Origin of the sequence: Halorubrum sp. CBA1125, from assembly GCF_009742825.1 — an archaeon.
GTDB lineage: Archaea > Halobacteriota > Halobacteria > Halobacteriales > Haloferacaceae > Halorubrum.
The window spans coordinates 1-19,204 of record NZ_WPCE01000034.1; the positions used below are offsets into that span (position 1 = coordinate 1).

The window sequence follows — 19,204 nt, forward strand, 5'->3', positions numbered from 1 at the left end:
TCGCCAGTCAGCATCGCCACCTCGATCCCCAGATCGTGGAGGGCGTCGACGACGCGGAAACTCTCCTCGCGGATCACGTCTGCCATCGCGAACGCGGCGGTCAACTCTCCGTCACGAACGAGATACACCACCGTCTGTGCGTTCTCTCCCGCATCGTCAGCGAACCGCTGGAGGTGGCCAGGAACCTCGCTATCGAGCTGTGAGAGCAGATTCGGACCGCCGACGTACACCTCGTTGCCGTCAACGTTCGCCCGGACCCCTCGCCCTTTGATTGCCTCGAAGTTGGACGCATCAGGGGCATTGAGATCACGCTCGTCAGCTGCCTCGCGGATGGCTCGCGCGATCATGTGTTCGGAGTCGCTCTCGACGGCCGCCGCGAGCGCGAGCGCGTCGTCCTCGTCGACGCCCTCGGCGGTCGCCATATCGACGACGCCGTGCTCGCCTTCGGTGAGCGTCCCCGTCTTGTCGAAGATGATCGCGTCCAGATTCCGTGCGTCCTCCATCGCGATGCGGTCCCGGACGAGCATCCCGTTGCGCGCCGCCAGGGAGGTGTTGATCGCGACGACGAGGGGGATGGCGAGTCCAAGGGCGTGTGGGCAGGCGATGACGAGCACCGTGACGACCCGCTCGATGACGGTCGCGTCAAACGAGACCGCGACCGTCCACGCAATTGCGGTCACGACTGCCGCCCCGAGGGCCACGTAGAACAGCCAGCCGGCCGCTCTGTCGGCCAGCACCTGGGTCTTCGACTTGCTCTGCTGGGCTTCCTCGACGAGCCGCATAATGCCCGCGAGCGTCGTCTCCTCGCCCGTCGCACCAACACGGACGCGGAGACTACCGTCGCCGTTGATGGTGCCGCCGATGACCTCGTCGCCAGGCTCCTTCGAGACGGGCTTGGACTCACCCGTGATCATCGACTCATTGACGTCCGAATCACCTTCCTCAACGACGCCGTCAGCAGGGACACTCGCGCCCGGTCGGACGAGGACGAGGTCGCCCTCGGAGAGTTCACTGACCGGGACTTCCTCAGTCTCTCCATTGTCAGTAATACGCTCGGCAGTATCCGGCATCAGCTTCGCCAGTTCGTCGACGGCGCTCGAGGCGCGTCGCACCGACCGCATTTCGATCCAGTGCCCGAGCAGCATGATATCGATCAGCGTGACGAGCTCCCAGAAGAACGCCGACTGCGTCGGGAAGACCACGGTCGCGAGACTGTAGACGAACGCGACGCTGATCGCCATCGAGATCAGGGTCATCATCCCCGGCGACTGGTCTTTCAGCTCCGGCACCGCCATCTGGAGGAACGGAATCCCACCGTACGCGAAGACGATCACCGCGAAGACGGGGTTAATCCACTCGCTGCCGGGAAACGTCGGGACGGTGAAGCCCAGCCATTCCTGGAATGTCGGGCTGTAGAGCAGGACAGGAATCGAGAGGAGCGTGGAGACGAAGAAACGACGTCGAAACATCTGTTCATGGCCTTCGTGCATCCCACCGTGGTCCCCTTGGTGATGGTCGTGTTCACCAGAATCGGTACTATGGTCGTGGTGTTCGTGCGTGGCAGACGAGTGGTTTGGAGGGGTATCAGAGTCCATCGTGAGACCTCACATCAGGTTACTCTCTACCTACTCGGCGGGGTGTAAAATATCCCTTCGCCGACCGAGACCACGGCAAGAAGCCTGATTAACAGCAATCACCGTCGTCGGGTGACCACGCACACGTATTCCCCGTTGTCAGATCGTTCTCGTCGGTATACGTCGAGAGACAGGCATAGTTGCAGAAATACTCGGGCGAGCCACAGCCGTCGTCACAGTCGCGAACACAGATAGGATCGTGATCGAAAATACGCGACCCACAGTACATACACGTCTCGTCCACATCAGGTGTTACGACGGTTGTAGACATACCCCTACTAGGGCGGAGAGCTACTGAAAGAGTTTCGTAGAGAACCCGGTTGACGTATCAGCGACTTCGACCGGTCGCTTTGACTCTCCTCTTCGGTGGGAATGCGTAGAATGGATCCAATATCTCAAAAGTATCAGCACCTCTGAGCCTTGGTTTATAAAGAGAAACGACCATCAAGTAGGAGACCCTATATTCAACCGAGAACACTCTCAGGGGATAATTATGCCAACTACTTCAACCGATAACCAACTCGTCACGATCGTCCTCGTCGTCCTCGGTGCCCTGCTCATTCTCCCCGTCCTCTTCATGGGATTTAGGATGATGGGAGTCAGCCCGATGATGGGTGGAATGTGGGGCGGTCATATGTGGGGTGACGGAACAGTCCCCGGATGGATGGTCCTCGTCGGACTACTGATGCAGCTGCTGTTCATCGCTGCCATCGTCGGCGCAGGGTACCTCATCTATCGTGCAGTGGCCACCTCCAATAGCGGGACTGATCAAGCCCTCGAGGAACTCCGGCTCGCCTACGTCCGTGGTGATCTCACGGATGACGAGTACGAACAGCGGAAAGAGGCACTCGAACGAGATATCTGATAGTAGTCTAACTCTGGACAGGAAACCAGGGGGTGTTTGCTCGGGATCGATTCGTGACACCATAGAAACTTATCCACCGCAAATGTAGCTGAGCAGGAGGCTGTAGTGAATGACGTTTCCGAATAATTTTCTCCGGTCGATTTCTCATCAACGAGTCGGTCTGTTCATCGGTCCGACCCTGTTTATCAGTATTCTTCTGACTACTCTGCTCTGTTGAATCCGCAGAAGGCGACGGGATAGCGTCGCTGTAAAGGCTGTAGCGAAGCGGAAGAGCCGAATTTGACCAAACTCCTCTTCCGCTTCGTTAAGCAAGCCGTGTCGCTGGCTCAAAAGCGCTGTGCCGCCAGTCCAACGGCGGTGAGTGATCCGACTGGCCACGGATTTCCCGGCTGGAAGCAGGTCACACTCCACTTTTTGCGGGTTCATATGGATGCGACGTACCGCAAGATCGTCGATTGGACGAGTGAGATGGATCGCGTTCGTGGTCTGTTACAGCTCGCTCGAACGACATTTCCCGCGCCCCCAACGCTGTACCGGTCGTTTGAGAAGTGCCCATGTCCGTGTGGCGAGGCTTCCTTCGTGAGTCCGCGAAAATCTGCGATCCGGGCTCGCACGGGGTCATCGATGCCACGTTCTTCGACCGCGAAACGGCATCGAGACACTACCAACACCGCTCGGATCGCCACATAGGTACGCTCAAAACGACGGCCCTCGTCGATACAAACTCGTGTGCCGTCCTCGATCTTCACTGCTCGGCACACTGGCCGCACGACACCCAAACTGGCCGTTGAGTCGCCCTGCAGAACACGGAGAAACTAGAGAAGATAGCGGATCATAAGGCTATGACGACCAATCTCTCCGGGACGCCCTCCGGTCAGAGGGCGTCCGGCCACTAATTCGCCATCGGTTGTTCGCTTATTACGCACGGTCGGACAGCGAGCACTACGGGGAACGCTGGATGGCCGAGACAGCGTTCTCGGCCATCAAACAGCGGTTCCGAGCTGCTGTCAGGCCGAGCGCGTTCGCGTCCGTCCTTCGTGACCTCTAGGACGAGGGATCCGCCGTCTCGGTCGCTTGCCACTCCTCGATAGCCGTGGCGACCGCCTCGCGCGCGACCTCGCCCGTTCCGGCGCGCATCGACGACACCTATTCGCTCTCGGTACCGTCGAACTGTGCGTCGTAAGCGTTCTGGACGGTGATGGTCGTCTCCCGACTCAGGTCACCGAAGGTGTGACCGTACCCATCGGTGGCGATCTCCTCACGCGTCCTGAGGTCTTCGAGTTGCGTTCCGTCGGGAAACGGCTGGCGGTTGTAGACTGCCTGTACCTGTCCTGCCGTCTCGGTGCTGAGTTCGGCGAAGTCGTATCCGTACTTCGCCTGTGCGATCTCGTCGCGACTGTAGGTTTGATTGAATGGGAGCACCCCGAACTGTGCGTCGTAGGTGTTCTGGACGGCGATGGTCGTCTCCCGACTCAGGTCACCGAAGGTGTGACCGTACCCATCGGTGGCGATCTCCTCACGCGTCCTGAGGTCTTCGAGTTGCGTTCCGTCGGGAAACGGCTGGCGGTTGTAGACTGCCTGTACCTGTCCTGCCGTCTCGGTGCTGAGTTCGGCGAAGTCGTATCCGTACTTCGCCTGTGCGATCTCGTCGCGAGTGAACTTCGGTCCGTCAGTCGGCTCTTCCGCGATGTCCTCGATGTGGACTCTGACTATGTCGATATCAGTGCCGCCGTTGCCGTCGTCAACCGTAAGCTCCAACGTCACCGTCTGATCCATATCGACCTCTGGCGCGGTGAAAGATGGAGTCGGCGAGGAGGCATTCGAGAGGTCGATTACGGCCCCCACGCCGAGATCAGGGGTGTCCCAGGAGTACGAGAGGCTGTCGCCGTCCGAGTCGCTGGAACTAGTTCCGTCCAGCGTCACCGTGTCTCCTTCGTCGACAATCTGGTCCGGGCCCGCGTCAGCGATTGGCTCCGCGTTGTCCTTGACGGCCTCGATGGTGATCGTCGCGGTTGCAGCATCGTCCTCGGTGACGACGCCGTGAGTATATGCGCCGGGCTTGATGTTGCTCGTCTCGACCCCGCTGAACGTGACCGTTTTGGTCTGGCTGCCGTTGAGCATCAGCTCCTGTGACGCGAGCGTTTCGTCAGCCTCGAGGCTGCCGTCACCATCGAGGTCCAGACGGAATTGGACCTGCTTGGTCGCCCCGTCTTCGTCTGCTTCGTTGGAGATCTCGGCGGAGACATCGATGGCCTCGCCCTGCGTCGCACTCGCAGGTGCGTTCAGGTTCGACACTGCGAACACTGCGGGTTCGGGATCCACTTCGATGACTTCGACACTGGCGCCTGTCGTCTCGGTGACGACGTAGGATTCACCGGCTTCAGTGCCGAGCGCATGGACAGTCAGCCCTAGTTGGATGACACCGAAGTCCTCGGGACTGACGGTTACCGACGCGATGATAACACTCCCAATGTCTTCGGTATCCGCCCGTGCTACCGTCACGTTGGCTGAAGATCCATCTTCGGCGATGGAGACATTAGTCGTCTCCGTCGGAGGGTTGCCTTGGAGACTGACGTCTGTTATCGAGGCAGCACTCCATTCGTCCAGATTGACGGTGAAATTGTAGACGCCGACCCCGCCGTCGGTGCTCTCGACAACCACGTCGAAAGTCGCCGTCTCACTTTGGGAGATCGCCGCACTATTCGCCTGTAATCTCACTGCTGTTTCGGGTGCGGGCGTTGGCTCTGTAGTCTCCGGTTGCTGTTGTGCTACGGCAGGAATGTGCACTCCTCCGACGGGGCCGATGCCGGCTGCTGCCCCACCGATACTGACGGTCACAATTATCGCCGCTACCGCGACTACGATCGTACTTTTCGTGTCGATCGACGTCAGCATTTCAGCACACCTATTACTTCGTTGAACTGAGTAGAATTGCCAAACATCACAAGGCCAATTCATAAGCCAATCTACATAGTTATATTTGGCTTATAATTAAGGACTCAGTTATTTTCAGGTTACTGGTGTTCGAGTAGCGAGAACTGACTCAAGAATATCGTCTCGCTCGGTAAGGGGCTGTCCTCGACGAGAACGACTTTATCACCGAGTGGAGGGGAGGATCCCGACACCGACATCATCCGTGCTTACCTCGAAGACATCGACGACGGACAGCGATTCATCGAGACAGTCCGCGGGATGACGACCGACACGCCAATCGTGGTTATCAAGTCCGGCCGCACCGAGGCTGGAGCTGAGGCGGCGGCGTCACACACGGGGTCGATTGCCGGTAGTGACGAAGCCTACCAGGCCGGGTTCGATCAGGCAGGGGCTCTCAGAGCTATGGACATTGAGGGGATACTCGACTTCGGTCGCGTCCTCGCTGACGAACCACTCCTCGAACGCGACGACGTTGCTGTCGTTACGAACGGTGACGGTCCGGACGTTCTGACGACCTACACATCGGGGACTCACGACTGAACGTCGCCGAATTCGGCGACGAATTGCAGGCACAACTCGCAGAGATCCTGCCGGACGAAGCCGATACCACGAACCCGCTCGATATTATTGGTGACGCCGAAATGGACCGATTCAGACAGAGCCTCAACATCGTTCTCCGTGCTGACGAGGATGGCGGCGCCGTGGTCCTCTCGGTTCCGACAGCGTTGTTCGAGTTCGAAGACCTAGTTGACATCATCGGCGACCTCCAGCAGAAACACGAGAAGCCAGTTGTGACCTGTCTTATGGGCGGTGAGGAAACGGACCGTGCAGCGGACAGACTCAAAGCGTACGGCATCCTCAACTACTTCGATCCGGCCAGAGCGGTTCCAAGCCTCCAAGCATTCGCTGACTATCGAAATGTCACGGAACGCGAGTACGAGCAGCCGACAGCGTTCGAGGTCGAGGAAGATCGGGCGCAGGAAGTGCTGTCAGAGGCGGTCGAACCGGGGTGGATCACCTCAACGTCGAGGCTATGGATCTCCTCGATGCCTACGGTATCTCCACTCCAGTGGGCGGACTTGCCGAGAGTGCTACAGAGGCCGAAGCGATTGCCCGAGATCTCGGTGGCCCTGTTGTCATGAAGATCGCCAGTCCAGATATTCTCCACAAATCTGACATCGGCGGAGTTGAAGTCGGAGTCCCCGTAGAGGACGTCCGTGACACCTATCAAGCGTTCCTCGATAGGGCTGCAGAGCACGATCCTGATGCGTCAATCCTCGGTGTGCAGGTCGAAGAGTTGGTTGACCTCGAGGAGGAGACGGAGACGATTGTCGGCGTAAATCGGGACCCCCAATTCGGGCATCTCCTGATGTTTGGGTTGGGCGGGATTTGCGTCCAGATATTCGAGGACACCTCGTTCCGTGTCGTTCCCGTCAGCGAGCGCGAGTCGCGTGCCATGACGGCAGACATCTAGGCGGCCCCGATGCTCCGAGGCGCGCGCGGACGAACTCCCGCTGACATCGATGCAGTCGTGGAAATCCTCCAGCGGGTTTCACAGCTGGTCACCGATTTTCTGGCGATTCGTGAGCTCGACATCAATCCGTGAAACTCCGTCCCAACCGTGAGTCGGCATCACGATCAGGTCGTGATCGTATCGCTCGGCGTACTCAACGATTGTCGGCGCTGGATTCCCCTGGACGACATCGGAATCATAGTCCACCCCGAGCGTGCGCAGTGTCTTCGCTGCGTCCTCAACGAGGTCCTCGCCGTGCTGGACAAGGATATCAACGACCTGGGTTTCGACGACAGTGACACTATCGCGTGTCGTATCTGCTACAAAGAGAACGTGCGATCGTGGCGTCGGCCCAGTGGGCGATTTTGGCAGCGTGATGTAGTGCTCCCGCAGCTCCATCACTTCCATCGAACGGAAGCAGAATGTCGTTGTACATACTCACTTCGAGCGACTACAACGGATGTCCCCTAATGGTGTGTCACCCCTCGGCTTCGGTACTCTATTCTAGAAGCTGATAAGTGGCTTCCGACGATGATTCACGATAGGACGGTTGTGCCTCTAGAGAGTCACAGCAGTCGTTGTGGTCCATCGAGAATTCTGGTTTCGAGTATCGTCACGGGCCAGATGTCCTAAATCGTCGTCGGAATTCACGTTCTAGCTGTCCGAGCAAGAGGGGCATGAGACTCATCCCGAACACGAGCAGCCACCCCTCGACCCCGATCGGGGCTGTGCTCAGCGCCAGGGAGATGCCGGGCAAGTAGACTGCGCCGAAGAGGATCACTGATGACAGGCCCAGCGCCCCCCACACGTACCGGTTTTCCGTGACTTCATTTCTGAGGAGACCGGACGTGATATCCCGGACGTTAAACACGTGCCAGAGCTGGGCGAAGGCTAGCGTGAGGAACGAGATTGTGACGGCTTCATCGGTGTCCATACCGCCGGCGTACATCTCACCGCCGATTACGAATGCACCGATGACCGCGGCTGAAATCAGGACTCCGAACAGCCCCAGTTCGGTCCAGTTGGTTCGCGTCATTATCGATTCCTCGGGATCCCGAGGTGGGCGGTCCATAATATCTCGCTACCGCCGCAGGCACCGAGCGCGAATGCCGGAAAGATATCGGTCACGACGTTGAGGAAGAGAATTTGCAGGGGGAGCAACGGGAGTGGGAAGCCGAGGAGCGCGGCGAACAGAATGACGAGCAGTTCGCTGACGTTACACGACATGAGATACAGCACGAACTTCCGGATGTTACTGAAAATGATCCGTCCTTCTTTGACGGCGTGATAGATGCTCTCGAAGTTATCGTCCTGCAGAATCATGTCCGACGCTTCCTGGGCAACTTGCGTCCCTCGCTGGCCCATTGCCACGCCGATGTCGGCCCGCTTGAGCGCCGGCGCGTCGTTGACGCCGTCGCCCGTCATTGCAACGATAGAGCCTGCTGCCTGGTGAACGTCGATCAAATCGAGCTTATTAGCGGGATTGACTCGCGCGAAAACAGATGCGTTCACGAACCGGTCCCGTTCCTCCTGGGTGAGATTTTCGACGTCGTCGAGTTCACGGCCCTCAATAACCGCAGTGTGGTTCGGGTCTACCAGTCCGACGCTCCGGGCGATATTTCTGGCCGTTCCTGCGTGATCGCCGGTTACCATGACGACACGTATCCCTGCGTCCTGACACCGCTGGATAGTCGATCTGACTTCTTCGCGCGGCGGATCGATCAACCCAACGAGCCCGAGCAGGGACAGATCCTCGTACGGCGAGCCCTCTGTACGATCCACGTCTTTCCGGGCGAGTCCGAGAACGCGCAACCCATCCTCGGCCATTCGTTCGCTCTTTTCGATCCACTCGTCCTTCTCGGTCGCCGACAACTCCCGGGAGTCTTCTCCCGTCACCACCTGGGATGACGCGTCGATGACCGCCTCCGGAGCCCCTTTAACGGCTACCGTATACCGGCCGTCGGAATCGTGGTACGTCGCCATCATCTTGACGGCCGGGTCGAACGACACCTCCCGGGCTTCAGGCAGCGATTCGAGGAGATCGTCCCGGTCGAGCCCTCCCTTCACCCCGGCGATCAGGAGGGCAACTTCCATGGGATCCCCCGTCACGTTCACCTCGCCGTCTTCCTCGGTCACGGAGGCGTTGTTACAGAGGACACCCACTTCGAGCGCCTCCTGCATGGCGGGGTCCTGTGGCTCATCTCGCTCTTGGCCGCCGTGCTGAAACGTCCCCTCGGTGTCGAGTCCAGTTCCCGTGACCTCCACCGAGCCATTCGCCAGATCGTAAGCGGCCACAGTCATCTTGTTCTCCGTCAACGTTCCCGTTTTATCAGTGCAGATGATGGTTGTGGAGCCGAGCGTCTCGACGGAGGCGAGGTTGCTGATGAGTGCGTTGCGGTCGGCCATCCGCCACATCCCCCTCGCCAACACGAGCGTGGCGACAATAGGGAGCCCTTCCGGCACAGTCGCCACCGCCAGCGCGATAGCCGTTTCGACCATCAGGAAGAGATCTTGCCCCCTGAGCCAGCCGGAGACGAGGACGATAGCCGCCACCACGAGGAGTAATGGAACGAGCTTCTGTCCCAGCTCGTCAAGCTTCTCCTGGAGTGGCGTCTTCTTTTCACCTGTCTCTTGGAGCGATGCCGATATCTGCCCCAGTTCCGTGTCCGGTCCCGTAGCGACAACGACTGCTTCTGCGGTCCCGCGGGTCAGGTACGTTCCCTTGTAGAGCATGTTCTTCCGTTCGGCAAGGGGCGCGTTCTCATCGAGGGGGTCGCTCGTCTTGCCGACGGGGACTGATTCGCCAGTGAGAGCCGACTCATCAACTTGGAGTCTAGACGGATCTACCACCCGTAGGTCGGCCGGGACGATGTCACCAGCATCGAGAATGACGATATCACCCGGAACTAGATCTTCCGCCGGGATCTCCTGATCGGCACCGGCTCGACGGACCCTGGTTTCGATTTGCGTCATCTCTTGCAGGCTTTCCATCGAACGGATGGCTCGCATCTCGGTGACAAAGCCGATAGCGCCATTTATCGCCAGAACAGCGAGAACCGCGGTTCCTTCGATAACGTCCCCCATCACGAACGCCGCCACGGCCGCGACTGCGAGCAGAAGGACGATGACACTCGTAAATTGGCTTATCAGAACCGCTAGCCAACGTCGCTGTTCGACTTCGTGCAGCTCGTTGGGACCGAACCGTTCTCGTCTACGCTCGACTTCCTCTTCCGTCAGTCCCTCGCCTTTGGATACCCCGCGTTGTTCAAGAACGTCTCTCACCGACCGTGACCACGGTGACAGACTCTCGCTCCTATCTTGCACCATTACTCAGTGAGATCCTCTGATTTCCTGTCACGGAACTACTTCGGGCTTGAATCATTGTGTAACTTGGGTGCAGGTGGGTTCGTGCCGCCGATTAGAACGCGATACAGGATTTGACCGATCTCCGCTATGAGGAATACTGATAGCCTTGGATACAGACGCTCCGCCACTTCTGGTTGGTTATGCTGTGTCAGTCTCACTCATTGACGGGAGCGGCGTGACCCGAAACACGTAGTCTTTGTAGGCGAGATCCAGGTTCGTCGGGCTCTCCTCGTCAGTGTGCTCTTGACATAAGACGGCCGCTGATTCGACTGCGCCGTGACCTGTCTCTTCCTGATACCGTTCGAGAACTTCAAACGTCGCTGGCTTGTCGCAACCGCGACGGTGGCACCGGCGAGACGAGTCAGGGCCGCCGCTATCTTCGGGTCGAGTCTCATCGGTCACATCTTCTGTATCATTAGGTGGTTCAACTTCTTCGGCACGGACACGCGCTTCGGTAATCTCTCGCTCTCGCTGGCGTTGTTTTTCGCTAGAGGCTTGCTGTTCTCGGTCGTTTTTTCTTATCTGCCATCCTTTTTATTAGGTGATCGGAGGGGATAATCCTGTGGTTCTCTCCCACCTCTACACAGTCCACGGACAGGTCATTTTCCGTGTCCAGAACTGTCATCGTTACGTGGAGGACAGAACGAAGACCCTCCACTGGTAGATTGACGCACAACCAGACCAGAGATGGGGGGATTAATGCGTCGTCCATGCTAGAGACTAACGATGGACACCACCCAACAGAATGAGACGCTCCTGGTGCCCGTAGGGAACCCAGAAACCGCAGAACGATTACTTGACACCGCTATCGATATCGCACGTGGTCAGTCGATGCATATCGTCGTGTTACACGTCGTCGAGGTTCCGCCCCAGATCCCCCTCTCTTCGGGTGATAGTCTTATCGACGACGATGGTGAAGAGGTACAACTCCTCGATGATGTGGTCAAACAAGCCGCAGATGCTGATGTCCCAGTCGAATCACGGATGCGGTATACGCGAGACACTGCAACGGGAATCGTTGGGGCAGTCGATGTACACGAGGCTGACGCCCTGCTCGTAGGATGGCGCGGACGTCCTCGACGGCGCGACATCATACTGGGGAGCTTCCTCGACCGAATTCTCGGTGAAGCACCATGTGACGTCTTCGTCAAACGTATCCGCACACCATCGGGAGATATTGACTCCATCTTAGTTCCAGTCGCAGATGGCCCACACTGTGAACTGGCCGTCGAACTCGCCGGTACAATCGCAGCACAGCACGACGCACCCGTCCATCTTCTTCACGTTACCCACCCCGATGCAGATGACTCGACGCAAGAGGGTGCCTCAGCATTTCTCCAGAATTATAATTCTTCTCTCAGCGACATGGATGTCACCGCCGAGTCAACAACACTCCGGAGTGACCATGTTGCGGGTGCGATCACAGATGAAACAGCGAATCATGATCTCACTATCCTCGGCGCGACACGCGACCCATTCCTCAAGCGAAAGCTCGTTGGGTCGGTCGCCGAAGGCGTTGGGCGGGCAGCTGCTAGTTCGGTCATTTTGACGCGTAAAGCCTCGAAAGACGAAGACGCCTCGTGATACACGGGTGCGCTTAGGCCCCGACCGACAACCTCACGCTATGAGAAGGGCGTTGCGGACTCGACATCTGTGGCTCTCTGTCAGCCGGTGCCAGCATGGCCGCCGCCATTGCTTTCGCGGTTCGCCGTCGTCGTGTGTCGGCTCGAATCAGTGCCGATACGTCTCAGGTACAAACCGAGGGGAAGCCGGTTGCATCCGAGCCATACGATCCTGACGACATAGCCGACCTGCCGGCACCCGGTCGGCGGTACTTCGAGACAGTCCACCGACCGGGCCAACCCCACGTCAAGATGGTCAGACTCGCTCAGGAAGGTGACTTCCGCCTTGGTGACGCAGATGCTCCCTGGCGCCCGTTCACTGCGAGTCAGGTCTACAGCATCTCACCACCTGGGAACGTGTGGGACGCCAAGATCACCCTTCTTCCGTTTACCTCTGCGCGGGTCTTCGACGTATACGTGGCAGACACGGGTCTACTTCGGGCCAATCACTTTGGCCGCATCTCCGGGCGCGAGTGCGGGCCCGAACCCGCGAATGAACGAAGCGGAACTCCAGCGGTACCTCTCGGAGACCCCGTGGTTCCCGACGGCTCTGCTGTCAGCGGCTGGCCTCACTTGGGAGAGTATCGATGAGCGTTCTGCCCGCGCGACTCTCAATGATGGTGACGTGACCGCGACGGCGGTGTTCCACTTCGACGAGGAGGGTTATCTTACTCAACTCACAGCGGACCGATACCGCCAGGATATCGACGCTTCCGCTCCCTAGACAGGACACTACCGGGCGTACGAAAAGCGCGATGGGATGCAGATTCCAACTTGGGCCGAGGTGACTTGGAAGACAGCTGACGGTGAGGTCCCATACTGGCGCGGAACAATAACCGAGATCAACTATCGAACTGGTTGAGGGTCACAGGCCGTTCAAAAAATGATACTGAGTACAGCTGGCCACCCCAGCCGGTCGTCGTCGAAAAAAAACGCAGTATTCGTGTCATTTGAGTAACTGGGTAAGCGAGGATAAGGTGGAAAAGAGACATAGGTCAGGTAGTCAGCAACGAATCCATCTACCGAACGACTACTACAGGTATGGGTGACCGATGGAAGACATTCTGTGCAACATTACTCAACTACCAAAGGATCTTGACTACTCCAGATCAAGCTCAAATGTGAAGCACTGATGGCTACTGTCACAGCGCTTGCTGTCTTCTTGCTCCAGAGTGCCATTCTCACTCTCTGTATCGTTGCAGTTCGACGCCGGAACATCGCCGCAGCCATTAACGCAGTGGGAGCGTTTGTTCTGGCTCTGCTTCCGGTCTTCGTCGAAATCGTTCTCCCGGTGCTTCTCACTCGAAGTGTCGTATTTGGTCCAGTACTCCCACTCTGGCTTGCAGCCGCTGGGTTCCTCCACTCGCTCGGCATGCTAGGCCTATACGAATCAACATGGTGGTGGGATCACCTCACCCACACCGTTTCCGCTGCACTCGTCGCAGCACTGCTCTATGCTGGCGTTATCGTCACACTTCCGGATATTGCTGGAATCGGTGACGCATCTGGAATAGTCATGACCGTGGCTGTCGTGTTTACCTTCGCAATCGGGGTCTTCTGGGAACTGATCGAGCTGGTTGCACGCGAAGTCGGCGAGCGGTTTGACATCGAGCCGGTGCTGATCCATTACGGCTGGCGAGACACCGTCGTTGACCTCGGTTTCGATGTCGTGGGAGCACTCCTGGTAATCGGTGCTGACCTACGTATATTCGTCCCTCTCATGGAACAGTCCCCAGGTGTGACTGGAGCTGTGTTGGTTGGAAGTGGTTGGATAGTCTTCGGGGGCTCTGTTTTGATGGCTCTCTTGATTGGACTCGGGAATTCGATGAGGTTCTAATCAGGTGATTCACCGCTTGTCGAGGCAAGAGGAAGATATTCTCTAATCACGGTGACGACGACGAAGTACCCGGGAAGCGCAACGGCAAGTACAGTTCCAATAAGTATCCAGTCGGCGAGTCCCAGCGGTACCGTTCCAAAGTACTGATTGAGCGGAGTATACAGGATAGCCAGCTGAAGCAGCAACGAAACGCCGACCGCGAGTGCGAGCCACGGGTTCGAGAACGTCGGCGTTTCTCGGAGCCAGCGGATGACGTACAGCTTCTCGAACTCAAGGGCGACAAATCCCGTGAATACCATCGTCATCGCGTACGGCGTGATGGCGGCCGCTCCACCGAGAGTGTAGAACATCAATCCGAGCATAACCACCGTCGATACTGTACCGGCTCCCCCGACGAGCCCGAGCATTCGGCGGTCGACGATACCCTGGTCTGGGTCACGCGGCGGTCGTTCCATCACGTCGCCGCTCTGCGGATCCGCACCCAGTGCCAACGCCGGTAATCCGTCGGTGAGCAGATTGATCCATAACAACTGGACGGCTGGTAATACGAGGTAGCCGAATAGCGACGCGAGAAACACGATTGCGACCTCGGCGATGTTCGCACTGAGCAGATAGGCGACGAACTTCCAGACGTTGTCGAAGATGGCCCGCCCCCGCTCGACCGCGCGCTCGATAGTCGTGTAGTTGTCGTCCAGCAGAACCACGTCGCTCGCGTGTTTGGCCACGTCAGTGCCGCGCACTCCCATCGCGACGCCGATGTCGGCGTTCTTCAACGCCGGGGCGTCGTTGACACCGTCACCGGTCATCGCGACAACATGCCCGTTCGCCTGGAGCGCCCGCAAAATACGTACCTTGTGTTCGGGAGACATGCGGGCGAACACGTCGACCGTCTCGACGCGCCCACGGAGCGTGTCGTCATCCATCGCTTCGATCTCACGGCCCTCTATCACCTCCCGGCCCATCCCGAGCGACGATGCGATAGCGGCGGCAGTTCGAACGTTGTCACCGGTCACCATCTTCACGTCAATACCAGAACGTTTGGTCGACGCGAGAGCGTCAGCGACTTCCTCCCGTGGCGGATCGATCATACCGACTAGTCCGACGAACACGAGGTCGCTCTCGATATCGGCCGAATCTTCAGCGTATGCGATAGCTAGAACGCGAAGCGCGTCGTCGGCGAATGTCCGGACCTGCTCGCGGATTCGCTCGGTTGCGTCCGGCGTGAGATCAACTGTTCCGTCCGCCGTCAGCACACGCGAGGATTTCGAGAGGACGACATCCGGCGCCCCTTTCACGTATCCCACGTCGTCGTGAACTGTCCCCATCCATTTTGTCTCGGAGGAGAACGGAATCTCGTCGGTACGGGGTTGTTGTTCGCGTAACGCCTCGACGTCGAATCCGTGATCTTCAGCCGCCTTGACTAACGCCTGTTCGGTAGGATCGCCCTCGTCTCGGGTTGCATCGTTGCAGAGCGCGCCAGCCTGTAACAGCAGTTCCATCCCACCACCTCGTAGCTCATCCTCGGTCTCGTCGAGAGTGACGACGGTGTCGTTCACCCACACGTTGCTGACGGTCATCCGGCCTTCGGTGAGCGTCCCCGTCTTGTCTGTACAGATGACGTCGACAGCGCCCAGCGCCTCGACGGCCGGTAGTCGTCGGACGAGAGCGTTTTCCTCCGCCATCGTTCGCACCCCGAGAGCGAGCGTCAGCGTCACGACAGCCGGTAGACCCTCCGGAACGGCGGCCACCGCAAGCGACACCGCGGTAAGACCGGCCTGAATTATTGGCGTATCGCGAAGCAACAACAGTGGAACGACAAGCGCAGCCAGCACGAACACGCCGAGGCCGAGCCGACGGCCGAGCTGGTCCAGTTCCTGTTGGAGGGGTGTTCGCGTCTCCTCGGTAGCGGTCAGTTCCCGGGCGATCCCGCCGACCTCAGTGTCCATTCCGGTCCCTGATACGACTGCAGCGCCCCTCCCACGAGTGACGTTCGTTCCCTTGTACACCATACTGGTGTGCTCCGCGAGCGGTGCATCGGGATCGACCGACTCCAAGGACTTCGAAACAGGTACACTCTCGCCCGTGAGAGCGGCCTCATCCACCTCAAGATCGGTCTCTTCGAGAAGTCTCCCGTCCGCAGGGACGACGTCCCCGCTTTCCAGTTCAACAACGTCACCGGGGACGAGTTCAGTCGTGTCGATCTCTGTCGTCGTCCCATCTCGCCGGACGGTCGCCGTCGGCGTAGTCAATTCCCGGAGCGCCTCAAGACTCTGTTCGGCACGGTAGTCTTGGACGAAGCCGAAGATCCCGTTGGCGATGACGATGACGATGATGAGGAAAGCATCGATGGTGTGGCCGGCCCAGACCGAGAGGAAAGCCGCAGCCACCAGCACCCAAATGAGGACGCTGTCGAACTGCGCGACGAGGATAGATAGTCGAGTGCGCTCGCTCACCTGGACGACTTCGTTCTCGCCGTGCTCCGCGAGCCGCTGCTGGGCCTCCTCATGAGCCAATCCATCAGCGGTAGTCTCATGAGCCGACAGGACTGAATCCACTGACTGGCTGTGCGGATCGTCAACCACGAGTGGACACTCACTCCCGGGGGTATTGATAGTTGTTAGTAGTTACTGTTCTCTTCAGATTCCGGTTTGTTATAGCTCAGTAATACCCAACGCGATAGCAGAAGCTGAACCACTTATTTTATCGCAGTGACGGGGACGGGTGCACGGCGAACGACGGTCTCTGCGACGCTCCCGAGTACCCATCGGGCAACGCCATCTCGTCCGTGACACCCGATCACCACATGATCGACATCGTTCTCGTCAAGCCAGCCGAGAATCCCACGCGACGGATCACCCTCCGCAGTTGCGGTTTCGACAGTCCGTTCGTTCTGATCAGCGATTCGCCGTGCCATCCCAAAGACGTTATCAGTCTCGTCATCAACCGCCTCGTCTTCAGCAATTATGTCGTCGAGATCATCTTCTGATTCGATGGTCTCGTACGCTTCGAATAACGGAGACTTCACGAATAGCGCGGTCACCGTTGCATCCGGGAACTGCTCGAAGGCGTACTCAAGCGCATTGCGTGAACAGAAGGATCGATCGAAGGGAACGAGCACGTGTTCGGGAGACTGTTCTTCACGTAATCGAACCGTTTGCCGACCATTCGAAGGCTGCGGGACACCAAGGACGGCGAACAAAACAGGTCTTCGAAGAAAGACAGCAGCTGTTAGACGAGATGGTGGAACGAGGAGACGGGTACGCTGGGACGTTCTCGACGGAACTCATCTACGGGCGGCCAGTTCACGTGGTTCCGCGGTTTGTCGAAACCCACGGGATCGATGTCGTTATTGGTTCTCGCGGGCGCGACGGGACTGCTCGGCTTTTGTTGGGGAGCGTCGCAGAAACGGTTGTACGTCGTGTCCCGGTTCCGGTGACGATCGTCCGGTCGAAGGACGATGTGCGCTTCGGGGAACTGCGCGGTAGTGTGGGTGAGCGCAAGTCGTGAGTCCGCCGAGCCATCGACTGGCACTAAAATGTGAGAGAGCATACTCTACGGTTCACTTCGGAACTACAAAATAGCTCTCTCGATGAGGGCGTCAATCAGAGGAGGGAATGTTGGATATTACTACCACGGGGAAGTGAGTTCCGCTGTCCCCGAGTTTTGACGCCATGTACAACCAGGTCTTGTACCCAACGGACGAGAGCGAGCCGGCAGAATCGGTCCTCGACTACGCGCTTCAGATCGTGTCCGAACACGAGGCCACGATCCATATCCTCAATGTCGCAGATACCAGTCAGTACAGCCTCACCCGGATACAGGGAGAGCTTATCGACGTCCTAGAGCGTGAAGGTGAACAGATCGTGAATGAGGCGGCACAGCGTGCGACAGACCGAGGTGTCGCTGTTATTTCCGAGATCCGTCAGGGAACTCCGTCTATATCTATTGTCGAGTACAGTTAGCAGTTCGATATCGATCTGGTCGTGATGCCGACCCATGGACGTTCCGGGCTGGAGCGGTTCCTCATCGGAAGCGTCACCGAACGCGTTATCAACACCGCTGAAGTGCCCGTCATTACAGTCAATCCTGATCGCGATCGACCGATCACCTACCCGTGCCAGAATATCCTCGTCCCGACAGATGGAAGTCGCGGTGCGGAACTCGCACTGAAGGAAGGGATCGGCGTAGCGAAAGCGACCGGCGCAACGCTCCACTTGCTTCACGTCGTCGAAGCGGGGAGCCTCGGCCCCGATTCTCGTTCTGTCCTGAAGGAGGGGGAACTGACCAAAAAAGCGAATTCGATCATGGCAGAGGCGACTGAGAAGGCAGAGGCGGAGTCACTCAACGCAATTGAAAGTGAGATCGAGTACGGTTCTCCGGCCAAGAAAATTCGCACCTATATTCAAGAAAACGAGATCGACATCGCAATCCTGGGCACGCACGGAGAGACAGAGTTCAGTCGCTACATGATGGGCGACATCAGCGCAAAAATTGTTCGGACGTCACCGATCCCTGTGATGTGGGTTCGTGAACCCAAATCAGGCGAATAGAAGATCGAATATCCTCTATCGAACGATGGAGACGAGGACAGGCGAACGCCGCATGACCGTCTCGGCAACACTTCCCAGGGGAAGCGGTGAGTCGTCATCTCGACCGTGACTTCCCATAATGATGTGATCGATGTCATTTTCTTCGGCGTACTCAATGATAGCCCGCCATGGTTCACCTACGTCGACTTCCGTAGTTATCTCCGCGCCGTGATCCGAGGCCAGTTCTCGTGCTTCGGCCAGTATGTCGTCGGTTTCCTCCTGTGCCTTGTCGTACCAGTTCTCGAAGTCGGTCTGAGAGAAGGGTTGGTCACCATCGTTCCGCGCGTCATGTGGCGTCATAACAGATAAAACCGTAATCTCGTCGTCAGAATATGTCGTTACCGCGTATTCCAGTCCCTCCAGAGACTTTTGCGAACCGTCTACGGGAACGAGGAGTTGTCGTACCATACGGACATACTCATCTCAAAACAGAAAACTCCTCGTCTGAGTTGGCCCTAATGAAGGCATTATTAGCTCGTGTATTAGTGAATTAGCTATTGATCTCTCCTTTAAGTGATGCTCACAGTTCACTCGTTTTTGTCTGGAGTTTGTTACTAATTGTACGTAGGTTTCAGGACGTTCGATGCGCCGGTATTCTTCAGGAAGCTTTTGACGTTGCTCTCTCGCAGTGGCATGGGTTGTATCGAGATCAGGTAAGGCAGCGCTCCGATCACCGTCCTCAATAACAGTTCTCAGCAGATCCTCTCCGGAGAGTTCCTTGTCTCGAAGCTCGATTATATCCTCGGTGTACCGCCCGTCTTCCTCGATTCGCAGCACGCTTTTCGCGTTCGGGTACGTCACCTTTCCCTTCGAGAGCTTCATCGTCGAGCGGTTCGACGAGTTC

General features: G+C 57.9%; 15 protein-coding genes and 5 pseudogenes. 10 read left to right on the top strand and 10 right to left on the bottom strand.

Features of this window, described 5'->3' with window-relative positions; all coding sequences use genetic code 11:
* Together GJ633_RS05355 and GJ633_RS17645 are read right to left on the bottom strand one after the other, a co-directional pair.
* Positions 1-1,490: heavy metal translocating P-type ATPase (locus tag GJ633_RS05355; RefSeq protein ID WP_156587800.1), on the bottom strand; the 1,490-nt coding region annotated here is incomplete at its 3' end.
* A gap of 193 nt (positions 1,491-1,683) precedes the next feature.
* Positions 1,684-1,905: a hypothetical protein gene (locus tag GJ633_RS17645; RefSeq protein WP_156587802.1), complete on the bottom strand. Its 222-nt coding sequence runs from the start codon at positions 1,903-1,905 to the stop codon at positions 1,684-1,686.
* 222 nt (positions 1,906-2,127) lie between these two features.
* On the opposite strand from GJ633_RS17645, the gene GJ633_RS05365 reads away from it, so the two are divergent.
* Positions 2,128-2,499, top strand: a complete 372-nt coding sequence (locus GJ633_RS05365; RefSeq protein WP_156587804.1) for an SHOCT domain-containing protein — start codon at positions 2,128-2,130, stop codon at positions 2,497-2,499.
* Positions 2,500-3,645: 1,146 nt separating this feature from the next.
* Here the strand turns inward: GJ633_RS05365 and GJ633_RS05370 are convergent.
* On the bottom strand, positions 3,646-5,394 hold the full coding sequence (locus GJ633_RS05370) for a PKD domain-containing protein (RefSeq protein ID WP_156587806.1): 1,749 nt from the start codon (positions 5,392-5,394) through the stop codon (positions 3,646-3,648).
* Positions 5,395-5,571: 177 nt separating this feature from the next.
* Here GJ633_RS05370 and GJ633_RS05375 point away from each other — a divergent pair, with 177 nt between their 5' ends.
* Both GJ633_RS05375 and GJ633_RS05385 read left to right on the top strand, forming a co-directional pair.
* A complete protein-coding gene (locus GJ633_RS05375) occupies positions 5,572-5,973 on the top strand; it encodes a hypothetical protein (RefSeq protein WP_156587808.1) in 402 nt (133 codons plus the stop codon).
* 392 nt (positions 5,974-6,365) lie between these two features.
* Positions 6,366-7,036 (top strand): annotated as a pseudogene (locus GJ633_RS05385) (acetate--CoA ligase family protein); the annotation flags it as partial.
* Here GJ633_RS05385 and GJ633_RS05395 read toward each other — a convergent pair.
* The 3 genes and pseudogenes from GJ633_RS05395 to GJ633_RS05400 all read right to left on the bottom strand — a co-directional run.
* Positions 7,034-7,382: pseudogene (locus GJ633_RS05395) on the bottom strand (universal stress protein); the annotation flags it as partial. The pseudogenes GJ633_RS05385 and GJ633_RS05395 sit on opposite strands and share 3 nt — an antisense overlap.
* Before the next feature lie 177 nt (positions 7,383-7,559).
* Positions 7,560-7,982 carry a cation transporting ATPase C-terminal domain-containing protein gene (locus GJ633_RS17025; RefSeq protein WP_231741242.1) on the bottom strand — a complete coding sequence of 141 codons (423 nt, stop codon included), beginning with the start codon at positions 7,980-7,982 and terminating at the stop codon, positions 7,560-7,562.
* Entirely contained in the window at positions 7,982-10,228 is a 2,247-nt protein-coding gene (locus GJ633_RS05400; protein ID WP_197431244.1) for an HAD-IC family P-type ATPase, read from the bottom strand. The genes GJ633_RS17025 and GJ633_RS05400 overlap by 1 nt, the downstream gene beginning before the upstream one ends.
* 810 nt (positions 10,229-11,038) lie before the next feature.
* Between GJ633_RS05400 and GJ633_RS05405 the strand changes: the two genes are divergently transcribed.
* The 4 genes and pseudogenes from GJ633_RS05405 (at position 11,039) to GJ633_RS05410 (ending at position 13,771) form a co-directional block, all read left to right on the top strand.
* Positions 11,039-11,896 carry a universal stress protein gene (locus tag GJ633_RS05405; protein WP_156587816.1) on the top strand — a complete coding sequence of 286 codons (858 nt, stop codon included), beginning with the start codon at positions 11,039-11,041 and terminating at the stop codon, positions 11,894-11,896.
* A gap of 95 nt (positions 11,897-11,991) precedes the next feature.
* Positions 11,992-12,525, top strand: coding sequence for a DUF6544 family protein (locus GJ633_RS18460; protein ID WP_394351126.1), 534 nt, complete (start codon positions 11,992-11,994; stop codon positions 12,523-12,525).
* Positions 12,428-12,796, top strand: a pseudogene (locus GJ633_RS18215) (DUF6920 family protein). Before GJ633_RS18460 ends, GJ633_RS18215 begins: the two are co-directional and overlap by 98 nt.
* A gap of 270 nt (positions 12,797-13,066) precedes the next feature.
* A complete protein-coding gene (locus tag GJ633_RS05410) occupies positions 13,067-13,771 on the top strand; it encodes a hypothetical protein (protein WP_156587818.1) in 705 nt (234 codons plus the stop codon).
* Here the strand turns inward: GJ633_RS05410 and GJ633_RS05415 are convergent.
* Both GJ633_RS05415 and GJ633_RS05420 read right to left on the bottom strand, forming a co-directional pair.
* Positions 13,768-16,353, bottom strand: a complete 2,586-nt coding sequence (locus GJ633_RS05415) for a calcium-translocating P-type ATPase, PMCA-type (RefSeq protein ID WP_321168920.1) — start codon at positions 16,351-16,353, stop codon at positions 13,768-13,770. The genes GJ633_RS05410 and GJ633_RS05415 overlap by 4 nt on opposite strands.
* 113 nt (positions 16,354-16,466) lie before the next feature.
* On the bottom strand, positions 16,467-16,889 hold the full coding sequence (locus tag GJ633_RS05420) for a universal stress protein (RefSeq protein ID WP_197431246.1): 423 nt from the start codon (positions 16,887-16,889) through the stop codon (positions 16,467-16,469).
* Between GJ633_RS05420 and GJ633_RS05425 the strand changes: the two genes are divergently transcribed.
* The 3 genes and pseudogenes from GJ633_RS05425 (at position 16,856) to GJ633_RS18225 (ending at position 18,321) form a co-directional block, all read left to right on the top strand.
* The gene (locus tag GJ633_RS05425; RefSeq protein ID WP_197431247.1) at positions 16,856-17,278 is read left to right on the top strand and encodes a universal stress protein; all 423 of its coding nucleotides are present in this window, start codon (positions 16,856-16,858) and stop codon (positions 17,276-17,278) included. The genes GJ633_RS05420 and GJ633_RS05425 overlap by 34 nt on opposite strands.
* A gap of 164 nt (positions 17,279-17,442) precedes the next feature.
* Positions 17,443-17,841: pseudogene (locus GJ633_RS18220) on the top strand (universal stress protein); the annotation flags it as partial.
* Positions 17,836-18,321, top strand: coding sequence for a universal stress protein (locus tag GJ633_RS18225; RefSeq protein ID WP_321168922.1), 486 nt, complete (start codon positions 17,836-17,838; stop codon positions 18,319-18,321). The pseudogene GJ633_RS18220 and the gene GJ633_RS18225, both read left to right, overlap by 6 nt.
* A gap of 15 nt (positions 18,322-18,336) precedes the next feature.
* Here the strand turns inward: GJ633_RS18225 and GJ633_RS05435 are convergent, their stop codons facing one another.
* Positions 18,337-18,768, bottom strand: a complete 432-nt coding sequence (locus GJ633_RS05435; protein ID WP_156587824.1) for a universal stress protein — start codon at positions 18,766-18,768, stop codon at positions 18,337-18,339.
* A 15-nt stretch (positions 18,769-18,783) separates the two neighbouring features.
* Positions 18,784-19,204, bottom strand: a pseudogene (locus GJ633_RS05440) (hypothetical protein); the annotation flags it as partial.

What these genes read in the sequence shown, in the direction of transcription:
- GJ633_RS17645 (WP_156587802.1), bottom strand. Translation starts at nt 1,905, where the DNA reads ATGTCTACAACCGTCGTAACACCTGATGTGGACGAGACGTGTATGTAC.
- GJ633_RS05365 (WP_156587804.1), top strand. Translation starts at nt 2,128, where the DNA reads ATGCCAACTACTTCAACCGATAACCAACTCGTCACGATCGTCCTCGTC.
- GJ633_RS05370 (WP_156587806.1), bottom strand. Translation starts at nt 5,394, where the DNA reads ATGCTGACGTCGATCGACACGAAAAGTACGATCGTAGTCGCGGTAGCG.
- GJ633_RS17025 (WP_231741242.1), bottom strand. Translation starts at nt 7,982, where the DNA reads ATGACGCGAACCAACTGGACCGAACTGGGGCTGTTCGGAGTCCTGATT.
- GJ633_RS05405 (WP_156587816.1), top strand. Translation starts at nt 11,039, where the DNA reads ATGGACACCACCCAACAGAATGAGACGCTCCTGGTGCCCGTAGGGAAC.
- GJ633_RS18460 (WP_394351126.1), top strand. Translation starts at nt 11,992, where the DNA reads ATGGCCGCCGCCATTGCTTTCGCGGTTCGCCGTCGTCGTGTGTCGGCT.
- GJ633_RS05410 (WP_156587818.1), top strand. Translation starts at nt 13,067, where the DNA reads ATGGCTACTGTCACAGCGCTTGCTGTCTTCTTGCTCCAGAGTGCCATT.
- GJ633_RS05435 (WP_156587824.1), bottom strand. Translation starts at nt 18,768, where the DNA reads ATGGTACGACAACTCCTCGTTCCCGTAGACGGTTCGCAAAAGTCTCTG.